We start from the raw sequence: 14,829 nt of genomic DNA, 5'->3' as shown, positions 1-14,829 counted from the left end.
GTGCACTCCCGCGCGGCTCCTGCCAGGACACCTCGCGAGGAAGCACGCGGGCGCACCGGCACCCAGCCGATGCGCCCGACAACACACGCGAGCCAAGCGCCCACCACCCCGCGCGCACGCAGCCCGCCTCCCGCTCCGCCGCTTTATTAGTCGTCCGAACCTCCCGACCGGCTCCTTACTGGTCAGCCGCCCTCCCGCTCCGCCCCTTGCGGGTCAGCCGAACCTCCCGACCCGCCCCATGCTGACCGACCCCTTGCCGGCCGTCCGCACCTCCTGCTCCACCCCTTGCTGGTCGGCCCCACCTCCCGACCCACCCTTCCCCCTCTATATCCGGCCCTTCCCTCCGATCCCGACACGCGCCGCCGCCAAATGCGCGCTTCCAGCACGCCCATGCCCGACGATCGAGGTCCTGCCAAAGCTGCCGGTCGGGCCCGGGATCCCCCGGGCCCGGCTGGCGCGACTCGAAGGGGACCCCTGATGCCTGGCTCCCGCGTGTACGCGCGCCTCCGATCCGCCCGCTCCCGCCGCCCGGCTGCGTTCGTCGCTGCCGCCGTGGCCCTGCCGCTCCTGGCCTCCTCGGCCCCTGCGGCGCAAGCGAACCCGGACGAGGGCGCCGCGCAGGTCTGGCTCGTCGAACTCACCGAGGGCGCGGGCGCCTCGGCCCTGGACGCCGCGGCCCGTGGCCTCGACTACGAAGTGCGCCATGACTTCTCGCGTGTCTGGAACGGCGTTTCAGTCGAGACCGACCCGGCGACCGCCCGCCGCCTCGAACGCCTCGACCTCGTCGAGGACGTCTGGTCCGATGTCCTCCTCATGGGTCCCGCCACGACCACCGACGACGGTCCGCAACCCGAACTGGCCCAGGCGATCCAGACGACCCGTGCCGCCGACGCGCACGAGCGCGGCATCACCGGCGAGGGCGTCAAGGTCGGCGTCATCGACACCGGCATCGACTACACCCACCCCGACCTCGGCGGCTGTTTCGGCTCCGGCTGCCGGGTCGCGTACGGCACCGACTTCGTCGGCGACGACTTCGACTCCGACGACCCCGAGCACTCCGAGCCCGCCCCCGACGCCGACCCGGCGGACTGCGGCGGCCACGGCACGCACGTCGCGGGCATCGTGGGCGCGGACGGCCAGGTCACCGGCGTCGCGCCCGACGTCGAATTCGGGGCCTACAAGGTGTTCGGCTGCAACGGTTCCACAAGCTCCGAGGTCATCATGCAGGCGCTCGAAGCGGCGCTCGTGGACGGCATGGACGTCGTGAACCTCTCGCTCGGGCAGTCATTCCAGTGGCCCGGCTACCCGACCGCCGTCGCCGCCGACAAGCTCGTCGAAGAAGGCGTCACCGTCGTCGCGTCGATGGGCAACGACGGTGAGGCCGGGGTCTACTCCGGTTCCGCGCCGAGCCTCGGCTCCGACGTGATCGCCGTGGCCTCGACCGACAACCCGAAGCAGCGCATGGACGCCGCGTTCGTCCCGGCCCTGGACCGCAGCGTCGGCTACCGCACCATCGACGACAGCGCCGAGCCGACCGGCACGACCGACCCGCTCGTGTGGCTCGGCCGCGCCTGCGCCGACGACCCCTCCGAAGGCGATGTCGCCGGGAAGACCGCGCTCATCATCCGAGGAACCTGCACGTTCAAGGAGAAGTACGCGCGAGCGGTCGCTGAGGGCGCGACGGCGGTCGTCATCTACAACGACCGCTCGGGTCCCTTCGGCGGCAGCGGCATCGAGGACGGCCCCGTCCCGGCGCTCGCCCTCACCGACGCCGACGGCGAGGACCTGCACGACCTCGCCGCCATCGGCAAGGCCCCGACCTTGGAGTTCACGGGCGAGACCGTCCTGGTCGACCTCCCGCGCGGCGGCTTCGCGTCCTCCTTCACCGCTTACGGTCCCGCGCCGGACCTCGCGTTCAAACCGGACGTCACGGCTCCCGGCGGCGGCATCTGGTCCACGGTGCCCGTCGCGGACGGCTCGTACGAGTCCCTTTCCGGCACTTCGATGTCGTCCCCGCACGTGGCCGGAGCGGCCGCGCTCCTGCTCAACGCCGAGCCGAACCTGGGACCGCGCGACGTCCGCACTCGGCTCGCCAACTCCGCCAAGCCCGTTACCTGGGGCGAGAACCCGGACCTCGGCGAGCTCGAAGCGGCGCACCGGCAGGGGACCGGCGTCATCGACGTGATCGACGCCCTCGACGCGGAGGCATGCCTCTTCCCGACGGGCGTGAACACCGGCGACGGCACGGCTCCGCGCACTTTCGAGCTCCAGCTCAAATCGCACGACACCGAAACGCGCACGTACGAGCTCACCCATCGGTCCACGATCGCGACCACGGGCGACGACCGCGCACCTGGCTTCGTCGCGGCCGAACCGGAAGTGACCTTCGCGCCGAAGACCCTCGACCTGTACCCGGGCCAGACGGCGACAGTGCAGGTCACAGTGACGCCGAGCGCCGACCTCCCCGAGGGCAGCGTCTTCGGCGGCCGCATCACGGCCCGCCCGACCGGCGACGGCGGCGAGTCGCTGACCGCCGCCTACTCCGGCTACCAGGGCGACTACCTGGCGATTCCCGTTCTCGAACACCCCGAGTTCCCGCGCCTGGCGGCCATCGTCGGGCAGGACCCGGAGACGCACCAGTTCGACTACCGGGACCTCGAAGAGGGCGAGACCTTCAGCCTCGCCGAAGGCCCCAGCCTCGCCGCGCTCGTCTTCCTCGGCCACCAGGTGTCCGCGATGGAGGTCAGCGCCGAGAACACCGCCACCGGCGAAGTCGTCGCATGGGAACGCGAGCAGTACCTTCAGCGCTCGCCCGGACCGAACGATGCCATGGGCATCCACCTTGAAGACCTCGCCGAACAGCGGCCCGCAGCTTTCAAGCCGGGCGAGTGGACGCTTCACGTGAAGGTCCTCAAGGCCCTGGGCGACGAGTCGAACCCGGACCACTGGGAGCACTGGGACTCGCCAGCGTTCACCCTCACCGAGTAAATAGCGCCGACACGGACATGGGCGGCACCGCATCGCGGTGCCGCCCATGTCGTTTCCAGCGGGTCTACCTATCGGATGGTCCAGAGCTGGTTGCTGGCCGTGCCGCAGCTCCAGAGGATGATCTGGGTGCCGTTGGCGGTCCCCCTGGCGTTCGCGTCCAGGCACAACCCGTTGTGGGCGTTGCTGATGGTGCCGTTGGCGTTGACGTTCCAGCGCTGGTTCGCGCCGCCGGTGCAGTCCCAGACCGCCGCCTTGGTGCCATTGGCCGTGCCCCAGCCGGCCGCTTCGAGACACTTGTTGCCCACCTTCAGCTCACCCGCCGAAGTGCGAGTGAACTGCTGGTTGCCACCGCCGTTGCAGTCCCACAGCTGGGCCTGCGTCCCGTTCGCCGCCGGGCTGTTGGGCACGTCCACGCACCGGTTCGAACCGACGCCGACGATCGCGACCGTGCCGGTCGGCTGCCCGGAACCGAGGCCGCTCATGATGGCGTTGATCAGACCCGGCTGGGTCACCTGGTTCGTGCTCCGGTTGAACAGCCCGAACCCGTATTGCCCGTTGAATCCGTTGTCCCAGTAGATCGTCGCGGCCCCGTACTTCTTGGCGGTCGCGACCAGCATGCGTGCGAAGTCCTGGCGGTACTGGTTGTTCGCCGAGTCGTACGAGGTCTTGTCGATCGCCCCGTACTCGCCGACGACGACCGGGTACCCCTTGGAGACGAACGCGTCGTAGGTCAGCTTCAGCTGCGCGTCCATGTAGTCCTCCTGCCCCCAGGTCGATGTCTTCGACGGGTTGGTGGCGTTGGGGCCCCACTGCGTGATGTTGCCGTTCTCCTCGCCCGCGAAGTCCCACGGCGAGTAGTAGTGAACGGAGATCATGATGCGCTTCTCGCTACTGGGAACGACCGAGCTCCTGTAGTTGTCGCTCGGGATCACGAAGCCGTAGTTCCCCGTGGTGTAGTCGATGTTCGTGTTCCAGCCGGGCACGAGCAGCCAGCGCGAACCGTTGTTCCCACCGGTCTGGCGCACCGTGTCGACGAAGATCTGGTTGTAGGCGTTGATGTTCGAGTAGCAAGGCTGCGTCGGGGCGCCGTACTGGCCGTCGAAGTTCTCGTTCATCGACTCCAGGATCAGGCGCTGGTCGTAGTCGCGGAACCGCGTCGCGATCTGCTGCCAGGCGCTCTTGTACTTGGCCCTGATCGTGGTCTGGTCGGCCGCGTCGCAGATGAGCCACGCGCCGCCGACGCTCTTGTAGCCGTCGCCGTGCATGTTGATCACGACGTGCATGCCCCGGTCGTACGCGTAGTCGACGACCTGCTGGATCCTGTTGAGCCAGTTCGCATTGATCGTGTAGTTCGGGCCGGATCCGATGTGGTTCAGATAGGATACCGGGATCCGGATCGTGTCGAATCCAGCCGCCTGCACGCTGTCGATCAGCGCCTGCGTCACCGTGGGGTTGTTCCAGGCGGTCTCGCTCGGGACGCCGTTGCTGTTGGCCTCCAGGCTGTTGCCGAGGTTCCAGCCCGCGCCCATGTCGGCGATGATCTGCGTGGCGTTCCGCTGCGTCATCGTGTCGGCCTGTGCCGGGCTCGCGAGGCCGGTGACGGTCACCCCGACCGCCAACGCGACAGCCGCGAATACGGCCCTGAATCTTCCTGTTCTTGTCCCCACCGGCGAACCCCCAGGTAATCAGTTTGTTGGATCAACTAGAGAAACTATGATCCATCAAAACATCTAGAAATGTCAATAAAATCCTCAGGATCGCTCCAGGAGAACGGGGGTGTGCGGCCGGGCTGAGCCCGGCCGCACACGAGGTAAGCCCCTTCGTCAGCGACCGCAGGACCTGGTGATCGCGCCCCACACCCGGGCGGCATGTTCGGTGAGAGCCTGCTCGTTCGACAGAGCCCAGTCGGTGTGGAAGGGCTCAGCGATGACAAGTCTCGGGTTGGCGGTCTCGAGGTTGACGACGTGGCCGACGAGGTCCGGGTCGATGCCCTCGAAGGTCAGGCGGAAGCGGGGCTGGCCGACTACCAGGGAGAACCGCACGATCCGCTCATCGACGGTTTCGGTGGCGAGGACGGGAAGCCCGGCCAGGTCGATCGGCAGGGCGGTGTCGGGCGGATCGGTCCGGCGAACGGGGAGCGGAATGGCGTTGAGCGCCTTGATGTAGCGGGCGCGGATGCGGCGGGTGGTGTACCGGTCGGGGATCACGCCGCACCGCCGAGGATGAAGGTGGCGTTGGCGTCGAAGGCGTGTTCCCAGGTGGCCATGTAGGGACGCGGCGACGGACGCCTCGCCGCGCTGTTGCGGACGGCCCTGGCAAGGTCGTGCTCGGTGCGGGACTCGCGGGCGGCGATGACCTTGCGGGCGGCACGGGCACCGCCGACTGCGGCAGCGATCGCCGCACCGGGCCGGTACGCGGGTTCGGGAACCTTCACGGGAACCTTCACGGGGCCCGGTCCGGGATCAGGCACGGAAGGACGCGGCGGCTCGGTCACCGATCGACCGTCCCTTCGTGCCCGGGTCGTGCCCGCGGATTCGGCTCGGGACCGGAGCCCCGACCGGGCGACCAGACCTGCGCCGGGCTCAGCTGCGCGCGCCCGCGACTCGGCTTGCATCTGCGTCGGAATCGCTTGCACCGCAGCTGAATCGCTCCGAACTCGGCCCGGGTACAGCGGGGCAGGCATCGAAACGAGCCCGAGCGCGAACACCCACAACAGCCACCGCAGTCCCCAGGCGACGCGCTCTCGCAGGTAGGGCTTGTCAGGCTGGAAGTGCGCGGCCCTCAGCTGCGCGGACTGGACCATGAAGCGGTCGAAGGCGTCCTCACGGAGTTTCGAAAACCGGTACTCGCCCTCAGCGGTGCCTGCGGTCCCTGTCTGGCAGCCGCCGTATCCGCTGATCCAGCCCGTATCGCCCGGACCACCGCCGTCCGATTCGCCACGGTCCCAGGGACGTCGCGCCGAGCGAGCGTCGGCATCCGGGCTTGGGCTCTGCCGTCCCGCCCGCGCTCGCCAGGATCCTTGCGGCGTTTCAGGTTCGTCAGGCTCAGACGGCACCGGCCGTCCGCGCGAGCCCCACGGCGGCGGCCGATCGGACCCGCCCCGCTCGCCACTGCCATCCTCCGCAGCTCGTTCCTGGTCGTCTTGCGGCGCTGCGGGTTCGGGCCAATCGGCCGTGCCCGGGAACCATGCTCCCTTCGGCTGCACCCAGCCCTCGGCCGGGAGCGGGTCAGGCGTCTCATCCCTCCGGTGACGCCCCGTCCGCTCGTCCTTGTACCAGCCGGGCGACCCGAACGGGCCCGGGTCGTAAGGGTCGTGCGGCCGGTTGTTGTCGATGATCCACGTGTCACCCGGCTTGTGGCGCAGGTGCATCGGCTCGTACCGCGGGCTCCGCGGATCCGAGTCCGGCGCTTCGAGGTCGCAGCAGTCGGGGTTGTGCTGGTACCGGTACGCGCCGGGGCACATCGGGTCGGGTTCGCCGTCGGCGAGGAACAGCCGCCGCCCCGCCCAGTCGTAGTACCCGGCCTGCTCGCCCGAACCGGCGATCTCGCGCAGTGGCGCGCCTGGGCCGAGGTGATCATGCTGGTAGAACGGCTCTTGGACCAGGACCATGGCACGAGCCTGGTTCCGGACAGCCGTGAGTTGATGAGTTGCGCTACGCCTGTTTTCGCGTAGGGTGGAGTGCGCCATGGGAGGCTCGCCTTCCTTGGTTGGAAGGTGGGCCGCCACGATGTTTTGCGGCAATGGGGCGGCCCACCGACTGGATATTCACTTGGTTCTCCAACGTGCGATTCGCACGTGAGTTCAGGCTGACACAGCTTTTCGCGCATCTGCAAGCGCGACACACCCTCGTGTGCAAAAGCGTCTAGAAGCCCCCACCCTCCCCAGCGGTCTCCTGCTGTACCCACGCGTTAGGGCCGAGCCCGTTCGGACTCGGCCCTCACCTCGTTCACGCTCCTGCCGCAGCGCCTGTCAGATCATCCCGTCATATGAGCCAGGCGAGTCGAACCGCCGAGTTTCTCGCCCTGAAACGTCGAACGGCCGCAGGACCGCCTGACCGTTTCCGAACGGATCAATCGCCTCAGTGCTCTCTGATTCCTCTGGGGCGCGGAGCTCGCAGTGCTTGTGGTGATCGTTTTCTGGCAGAACCCCGCCGAGTGGCGGCCCGCAGACCGCGCTGCCTTCAGCACTGACGCACGCGACCTGTGAGTGGATGACGATCTGCCCCAGCATGTTGGAATACCAGACGTTCACACCGTCCGGGCGCGTGGCCTGCAGGTCCGCGATATTGCCGTCCGCGTCGTCTTGTTCGCCGTGGACGTCCCATCCGATCGAGGCCCAGTGGTCCTTGAGAACCGCAAAGTAGTCCACCGTCACTTGTTCGGTTCCGATCGTCTCCTCAGGGAGCGTATAGCTGATCTCGTAGGATTCACGGCCTTCCTCCGCACACTCCAACTGCAGGGTGCGACGTTCGTGAAAGCCGGGAAAGTCGGGTAGCCCGGCAATCGTCTCGGCAACGGCCTCGTCCATCCGCAGGAAGGCCTCGTCAAGGTTGAAATCAAGCTCAGGCAGGTCTGACGACATGTTGGAGCATCCTCCGAGTATCACAGCGGTCAAGGCGACAGTCACGACCGAAAAGGCCCTGGAGAGGGAACGGAAAGTCACGAGACCTCACTTCCGTTACCAGTGAAGATGAGCGCCATATTCTTCCTCGCAGGGTTGTTCTCGTCCCAGTAATTACTGTGGACGTCGACTGGATCGCCATCCATATTGTCGCTGTTGAAGGTGTTCCCCCCAAAACCATGCCAGTCCACGAACGCCCCGGCTCCTAGATCGACGTTGACACCGCTGTCGGTCGGGTCAGCTCCCAGCGCACTGGTCTCCGCAGCGAGATTGATCATGTCCAGGGGTGCGACAGTCGCGTAGAAGTTATCGGGGTCGATGCCGAGTTCGCTGGCGTTCTCCACGACCATACCGGGGCTCGCCAGGGCAACGATGTTGTCGGTTGCAAGACCATGTTCGCTAGCGGACTGACCGATGACCGTCGTCCCGTAGGAATGTCCCACAACGGTCGTATTCGTGCCATCGGGATCGGCATTGGTGGATTCAAGGCCGCTCATGAACGATGACAACGGGGCGGAGGCATCCTCGGCGTAAGACATGCTGGGAGAATTCAGAATCGGATTATCGGGGGCATCGTAGCCCAGCCACATCACTACTGCGGTTTCCCCGCTTCCTGGAATGTCGTTGGCGTCAAGCGCCATCGTCTCAGCACGATTCAGCAGGCCGCCGCTTGCGCCGTTCAAGTCGCCTCCTGTTCCCGGAACGTATACGGCGGTATTGTCTGCCGTGTCGGGGTTGCCGACAGAGACGATCGCTTTGCCGTCACCAGCGGAGTCAAAGCCCAGCAGATAGTAATCCTGACCGGTGGAGGCCGGTTCCGTGATCGCCTCCTGCAGGCTTGTCAGTCCGTCGCGACGGTCCCGTTCTGCTTCGAGCCGCTCGAGTTCATCGGTCAGCGCGTCGTACGAACTATTGAGGAATCTCGCGCCGTCGTTGAACTGATCGATCTCAGCTTGCAGCTCGGCAATATCCTCGTCAAGCGTTGGGCTGAAACGGTCGAGTTCCGCTTCCAGCAACTCCCTGTTCGCATAGTCGCGGGTGTCGGTGGGGACACCGTCTAGGCCGCCCAGCAGATCAGGATGATTCTCCAGCATGGCGATCTGCTCCTCACCACTCAAGGAGCTCCACCACTCGTTGATCTCCTCAGGAGAGGCGCCATCGTCGATAAGGCTCTGCAACGCCCCGACCTCTTCGGTCGCGAGCTGGTCAAGTGCAGCTTCCTCCACGGCGCTGAGGGTCTCCGCATACAGGGCTACAGCGGCCTTCAACGCTTCATCGGCCGCGGTCGCATCATCTAGGAGCGCCTGGATCTGCGACTGTATTCCGGAGGCGTACTCGACTGCGGCTGTGCCTTTCGCCGTGTCAGGTACGACCGAGCCGTCAGCGCTGAGACTGGCTTGCTCTTTGTCGATCATCCCTGCCAGCATGGTCAAGCCGTTCTGGCTCGCGAGGAAGACGGAACAAGCGTCCTCGATTGCGGCGGCCACGCGGCGAGCTTGGGCCGCACGTTCATCAAGGTCAGTTACGAACTCCTTGATTCGACTGCGGCCTGCTTCGGCGGAGTCACCGTCCCAGTTGTCCTCCTTGAGGTCGCCGGTGCGGTAGTCGTCGAGCGTTGCGAGATGGTCTTCGAGTTCCTTCGAGGCCTGGAGCCAAGCTTCGCTGACTGCCTGCAGCACGTTGAGGTCTGCGGCAACGAGTGCTTGATATGAGATCGGCATCAGCTTCACACCGCGATGTCGGGACCGTGCAGTGAAGGCACCGCGTCGGCTGGGTCGGGGGCGGGAAGCTCAGGGGCTGGGACACCCTCGGTGCGGGGGAACTCGTCCGCATACGCATCGAATGCCGAGGCGACATAGCCGTCCAGGTCAACCGTTTCCCTGACCGCGACTACCAGATAGCCAGCGAACTCTTCAAGCTCGAACCGGTGTTCAGGTATGAGCTCATCGCTCCATTTACTCACGGCCTCAAGCACTTCGACTACGCCAGTGAACTCGGCGGTATCGACCGCGCCGCCCAAGGCTCCAGCGCAATCTGTGACTTTCTTCATGGATCCGTGAAGATCCTCAGACAATGCGAACAAGTCCGTCGCAACCTTGTCGACCGCTTCAGGGTCGAGATTGAAGCCGCTGCTCACCGCTGCCCGCCTCGCACGACGACCCGCGCATGGACCAATGCTTCGGGAACCGCGCAAGAGAGCAGTCGGGGGCACGGGGGTAGCGCCATTTGTCGTCTCCGTGGAGTTAGGTGGGGTTTGGGATTCACGGTGACTGTATCGAACTGGAGAGTCACATGGGGTACACGGCTCGGATGTCGAGATCACGCGGCTGGCATTGCTATGTGAGCCATGCCGGAACTGGTCGCCCTGCCGCGGCGACCAGCCGGATCCCTTGCACGGCCTAGCGATCCTCCGCCAGTTCGAGTCGCTTGTTGCGCTTATTGGTTGCGGGTGACCTGGTCGCCCCACTGGCCGGGGCCGCCGGCGAGGATTACTGCGCCGGTTTCGAGGTCGGCGGTGGCGGCATCGGCTACGTGGGCGGCGAACTCTTCGACGGTGAGGAGGCTGCCTGCAGCCTCGCGGCGGTGTTCGATGGCGCCCGGTTGGGCCCGTTCGAGGAGGGTCGCGGTGATGGTGCCTTCGATCATGTCGCCGGAGACGGTCACGAAGTCGACGCCGTGCTCTGCGAAGGTCGGGACAAGCGCTTGGAGGGCCTCGCCACCGGCGTGCTTGGAGCGCGCGACGGGTGCGTAGACCGCAAGTGTCTCTTCGTAGGTGCCGTAGAAGTGCGCCTGGTGGCTGGTCACGTAGACGATGCGACCGCCGCGCGGCATGTACGTGAGTGCCTTGGTCGCGAGGTCCACTTGGGCGTCGCGGTTGAGGCGGAGCGCGTAGTCGGCGTCGACGTCCTTCTCGAGGCCGCCGGAGGCGTTGAGTACGAGTACGTCGAGGCGTTCGACGCCCGCGAGCATGGCGTCGACCTGCGCGGCGTCGGTGATGTCGGCTTGGACCGCCGTGCCCGTGGCCCCCCGCTCCTCGACGTCGGCGACGACCTTCTCGGCTCGCTTCGCCTTGTCCCTGTAGTTGACCAGGAGGTGCGCGCCCTCGTCAGCGAGGAGCCGGGCAGTGGCCGCCCCGATGCCCCTGGACGCGCCGGTGATGAGCACCGTCTTGCCTGCTAGCTGCCCCAACGACTCGCCCTTTCTCGAGGGAAATCGGGACAGCGTAATGAACCGTTCGCTTCGAGAGGCGCTGTTCGGGGCTACGAGGGAGTTCTGCCACAGCAACACCCTCTAGAAGCCCATGACCTCGACGCTTAGAAGGTAGCCACCTCAGGGTCATTCGTCGGGAAGCCCTCTGGCATCCCCCATAGGCCGAGATCATCGCTGTAAAGCGAGGCAAGGAAATCCACGACACCGACGTGGTACTCCGACCAGTCACCGTTTTCTCCCGAGACCACGATCGACCAGTCGTCAGGGGATTCCGACCAGGTTCGCCAGAAGAAGTAGTCGCCTACGTCTGACGACCCCCAGAGCAGCAGACCGCCGGGCTCCGGAAACGGCACATAATCTGCGGCGTAGCCTTCTCTGCGCCAATCATCAAGGATCACTGCGGCTCGTCGATGGTCCGTGACGAAACGCGACTCCTCACCAGGATGGGGCAGATGAAGAATAAGAAAATCCTCCAGAACGAGTGCCGGGTAAGCCTCCGCCAGAGCGCGGAAGTCAGAGGGAAGCTCTACCCCCAGCTCTTCGCGCAGTAGGTCCCAACGCACCTCACGCGGCTCGGCCGCGCGGAACTTCACCATCGCGGGGATCGCGGACTCCAAGCTCGAAATCGAACGGCTGACTCGATAAGGGGTGTTCGGCATGACTCTCCATTCAACGCATCGGCCCGGCGGATTACCGCCGGGCCGATATGTTTGCGCCGCTTAGCTCTCGCGGCGGTGGACTTGTTGGGCTCCGGTTTGGTCTCGGGGCATGATCGTGATCTGGTCGACGTTGACGTGGGCGGGTCGGGTTGCGACCCAACTGATCGTGTCGGCGATGTCGTCGGCGGTCAGGGGCGTCATGTTCGCGTAGACGGCGTCGGCGCGGGCCTGGTCGCCTTCGAAGCGGACCAGGCTGAACTCGGTCTCGACCATGCCGGGGTCGATCTCGCAGACGCGAACGGGCTGGCCGATCAGTTCGAGGCGCAGGACGCGGGTCACCGCGGCCTCGGCGTGCTTCGCGGCGTTGTAGCCGCCGCCACCCGGGTAGGGCTGGTGGGCCGCGATCGAGCCGATGACGACGACCTGGCCGTTGCCGGAGGCGACGAGCTTCGGCAAGAGCGCCTTGGTGACGCGGATGGTGCCGAGCACGTTCACGTCGTACATCTGCTGCCACAGTTCGAGGTCGGCCGTGGCGATCGAGTCGAGGCCGAGCGCGCCGCCCGCGTTGTTCACGAGCAGGTCGCAGCGGGAGACGACGGCGGCGAAGGCGGCCACCGAGTCCTCGTCGGTGACGTCCAGCGGCAGCGCGGTCCCGCCGCACTCGGCGGCGACCTCGGCGAGCTTGTCGGCCCGGCGCGCGCCCAGGATCACGTCGAACCCGGCTTTGGCGAGGGCCTTCGCGGTGGCCGCTCCGATGCCGCTGCTCGCTCCCGTGACTACTGCTACAGGTTTGGTGCTCATGGGGCCCGAGCCTACCCATTCGCGGAGCCCTCGTCCCACTCTGCGGCCTCGTCGGGGGCCCGGGCCGGTCAGCGGTCGTACCATCGGTTCCGACGCTGGTTCCGGCGCGGTGCGAACCGCTCCGGCTAAGAGGGAACCTGGTGGGAATCCAGGACTGCCCCGCAGCGGTGAGAGGGAACGAAACCCGCCATAAGCACTGGGCCCGGAACCCTGGGAAGCGGCGGGAATTAGGAGCCGGAGACGGCAGGCCCTCGAGTCCGAATACCTGCCCGCGTACCGCGCGCGACCGCGCGCGGTCCCGTTGTCGCAAGTTCGAGGGAACTGACACATGAAGACGATTTCCACCGTGCTCGGATATCCGCGTATCGGCCCGAACCGCGAGCTCAAGCGCGCGCTCGAAGGCCACTGGTCGGGCAGGCTCGACGCCGCCGGGCTGGAGGCCGCCGCGGCGGCCGTCCGCTCCGGGATGCTCGACGACCTCTCGGTGCTCGACGCGGTCCCGACCGGCACCTTCTCCTACTACGACCATGTGCTCGACACGATCTGCGCCGTCGACGCGCTCGCGCCGCGCCACCACCGCGACACCGAGCTGGCCTCGTACTTCGCCGCCGCGCGCGGGGACGAGGCCGCCGTGCCGCTCGAGATGACCAAGTGGTTCGACACGAACTACCACTACCTGGTCCCCGAGATCGGGCCTGCGACCGCGTTCGCGGCCAAGCCCGCCAAGGCCGTCGCCGAGTTCCTGGAGGCGAAGGAGCGCGGACTCGACGCCCGGCCGGTGCTCCTCGGCCCCGTCTCGTTCCTCCTGCTGGCCAAGGCGAGCGAGGACGCACCGGACGGCTTCGCACCGTTCGACCGGCTCGGCGACCTCGTCGCGGTCTATGCGGAGCTGCTTGCGGCCCTTCGGGACGCGGGGGCGGATCTCGTCCAGCTCGACGAGCCCGCGCTCTGCGGCGATCGCACCGAGGCTGAGCTGGCCGCTGTCTCCGACACCTACCGGCGTTTGAGCGCCGACACCCAGATCCTCATCGCGGGCGGTTACGGGCCGTTCGGCGAGTCGCTTCCGGTGCTCCTCGATGCCGGTGTGGAAGGTGTCGCGCTGGACCTCGTGCGAGGCCGCAGTGACCTCGATGCACTTGAGGCACTGGATGTTTCACGTGAAACATTTTTCCTGGCCGGAGTGGTCGACGGCCGCAACATCTGGCGCGCCGACCTTGCCAACGGCGCGGCCGACCTCGCACGGCTGCAGGCCATCAGCGACCGCGTCGGGGTCTCCTCGTCATCCTCGCTGCTGCACGTCCCGGTGGACTTGGACGCCGAGACCGAGCTTCCCTCGGCCCTGTTCGAGCGGCTTTCGTTCGCCCGACAGAAACTCCAGGAGATCAAGGCCATCGCCGACCCGGCAGGCTCCCGCGAGGCCCGTCCGGCGACCCCGGACGCCTGGCGCGACGAGGCCGTGCGCGAGCGCCTGGCCGCGCTCGGCGCGGACGCCGACCGCCGCGTGCCCTACGCCGACCGGCAAGCGGCCCAAGCCGAACGCGTCCCCCTGCCGCCGCTGCCGACGACCACCATCGGGTCGTTCCCGCAGACCGCCGAGCTGCGCAACGCCCGCGCCGCGCACCGCCGCGGGCTCATGATCGACGCCGACTACAAGGCCCGCATGAAGGCCGAGGTCGCGTCGGTGATCGCGGAGCAGGAGAAGCTCGGCCTTGATGTCTTGGTGCACGGCGAGCCCGAGCGCAACGACATGGTGCAGTACTTCGCCGAGCAGCTGCACGGCTTCGCGACCACCGCCGCGGGCTGGGTGCAGTCCTACGGTTCGCGCTGCGTGCGCCCGCCGGTGCTCTACGCCGACGTCACTCGCCAGGCGCCGATGACCGTCGAGTGGACCTCGTACGCGCAGTCGCTCACCGAGAAGCCGGTCAAGGGCATGCTCACCGGGCCGGTGACGATCCTCGCGTGGTCGTTCGTGCGCGACGACCAGCCGCTCGCCGACACCGCCGACCAGGTCGCGCTCGCACTGCGCGACGAGGTCGCCGACCTCGAAGCGGCCGGGACCGCGATCATCCAGGTCGACGAGCCCGCGCTGCGCGAGCTGCTGCCCGTGCGCGCCGCTTCCCGTGCGGCGTACCGGGACTGGGCGACCCGCTCGTTCCGCGTCGCCACCTCGGGCGTGCGGCCGGAGACCTCGATCCACACGCACCTGTGCTACTCAGAGTTCGGCGAGGTCATCGACGCGATCGCGGCGCTCGACGCCGACGTGACCTCGATCGAGGCGTCCCGCTCCAAGATGGAGGTCCTCGCCGACCTCGACCGCGCGAACTACCGCAGCGCGGTCGGACCGGGCGTGTGGGACATCCACTCCCCGCGCGTCCCGAAGCCCGAGGACATGGCCGAGGCGCTGCGCCTGGCCGTGGCCGCGCTCGGCCCCGAGCGCGTGTGGGCGAACCCGGACTGCGGCCTGAAGACCCGCCGGTATGAGGAAGTCCGCCCGTCGCTCGAAGGCCTGGTCGCCGCCGCCAAGTCGGTCCGCGAGCAGCTCGTCTAGAA

At 67.2% G+C, this 14,829-nt stretch carries 11 protein-coding genes and 1 riboswitch; of the genes, 2 read left to right on the top strand and 9 right to left on the bottom strand.

Annotated elements, in window-relative coordinates; genetic code table 11:
* Positions 1-477 precede the first annotated feature (477 nt).
* A complete protein-coding gene (locus ACGGCP_RS01020; protein ID WP_392959263.1) occupies positions 478-2,988 on the top strand; it encodes a S8 family serine peptidase in 2,511 nt (836 codons plus the stop codon).
* Positions 2,989-3,056: 68 nt separating this feature from the next.
* Here the strand turns inward: ACGGCP_RS01020 and ACGGCP_RS01015 are convergent, their stop codons facing one another.
* From ACGGCP_RS01015 to ACGGCP_RS00975, 9 genes are all read right to left on the bottom strand, one after another.
* On the bottom strand, positions 3,057-4,595 hold the full coding sequence (locus ACGGCP_RS01015; protein WP_392959261.1) for a cellulase family glycosylhydrolase: 1,539 nt from the start codon (positions 4,593-4,595) through the stop codon (positions 3,057-3,059).
* A 216-nt stretch (positions 4,596-4,811) separates the two neighbouring features.
* Complete coding sequence (locus tag ACGGCP_RS01010; RefSeq protein ID WP_392959259.1) at positions 4,812-5,195, bottom strand: hypothetical protein; 384 nt, start codon at positions 5,193-5,195, stop codon at positions 4,812-4,814.
* A complete protein-coding gene (locus ACGGCP_RS01005; RefSeq protein ID WP_392959257.1) occupies positions 5,192-6,676 on the bottom strand; it encodes a hypothetical protein in 1,485 nt (494 codons plus the stop codon). Before ACGGCP_RS01005 ends, ACGGCP_RS01010 begins: the two co-directional genes overlap by 4 nt.
* Positions 6,677-6,958: 282 nt before the next feature.
* Positions 6,959-7,570: a hypothetical protein gene (locus tag ACGGCP_RS01000; protein WP_392959255.1), complete on the bottom strand. Its 612-nt coding sequence runs from the start codon at positions 7,568-7,570 to the stop codon at positions 6,959-6,961.
* A gap of 77 nt (positions 7,571-7,647) precedes the next feature.
* A complete protein-coding gene (locus ACGGCP_RS00995; protein WP_392960408.1) occupies positions 7,648-9,330 on the bottom strand; it encodes an alpha/beta hydrolase in 1,683 nt (560 codons plus the stop codon).
* A 5-nt stretch (positions 9,331-9,335) separates the two neighbouring features.
* Positions 9,336-9,746, bottom strand: a complete 411-nt coding sequence (locus ACGGCP_RS00990) for a hypothetical protein (protein ID WP_392959253.1) — start codon at positions 9,744-9,746, stop codon at positions 9,336-9,338.
* A gap of 299 nt (positions 9,747-10,045) precedes the next feature.
* The gene (locus ACGGCP_RS00985; RefSeq protein WP_392959251.1) at positions 10,046-10,798 is read right to left on the bottom strand and encodes an SDR family oxidoreductase; all 753 of its coding nucleotides are present in this window, start codon (positions 10,796-10,798) and stop codon (positions 10,046-10,048) included.
* Positions 10,799-10,923: 125 nt separating this feature from the next.
* A complete protein-coding gene (locus tag ACGGCP_RS00980; RefSeq protein WP_392959249.1) occupies positions 10,924-11,478 on the bottom strand; it encodes a hypothetical protein in 555 nt (184 codons plus the stop codon).
* Between the two features lie 60 nt (positions 11,479-11,538).
* Positions 11,539-12,279, bottom strand: a complete 741-nt coding sequence (locus ACGGCP_RS00975; protein WP_392959247.1) for an SDR family NAD(P)-dependent oxidoreductase — start codon at positions 12,277-12,279, stop codon at positions 11,539-11,541.
* Between the two features lie 79 nt (positions 12,280-12,358).
* A riboswitch (cobalamin riboswitch) is annotated at positions 12,359-12,567 on the top strand.
* A gap of 40 nt (positions 12,568-12,607) precedes the next feature.
* Between ACGGCP_RS00975 and metE the strand changes: the two genes are divergently transcribed.
* Complete coding sequence (metE, locus tag ACGGCP_RS00970; protein ID WP_392959244.1) at positions 12,608-14,827, top strand: 5-methyltetrahydropteroyltriglutamate--homocysteine S-methyltransferase; 2,220 nt, start codon at positions 12,608-12,610, stop codon at positions 14,825-14,827.
* Positions 14,828-14,829 lie beyond the last annotated feature (2 nt).

The sequence above is a fragment of the Glycomyces sp. NPDC048151 genome (genome assembly GCF_043202775.1).
Taxonomy (GTDB): domain Bacteria; phylum Actinomycetota; class Actinomycetes; order Mycobacteriales; family Micromonosporaceae; genus Glycomyces.
Note: the sequence above shows the minus strand (reverse complement) of the source record. Positions and strands in the feature narration are given on the sequence as shown.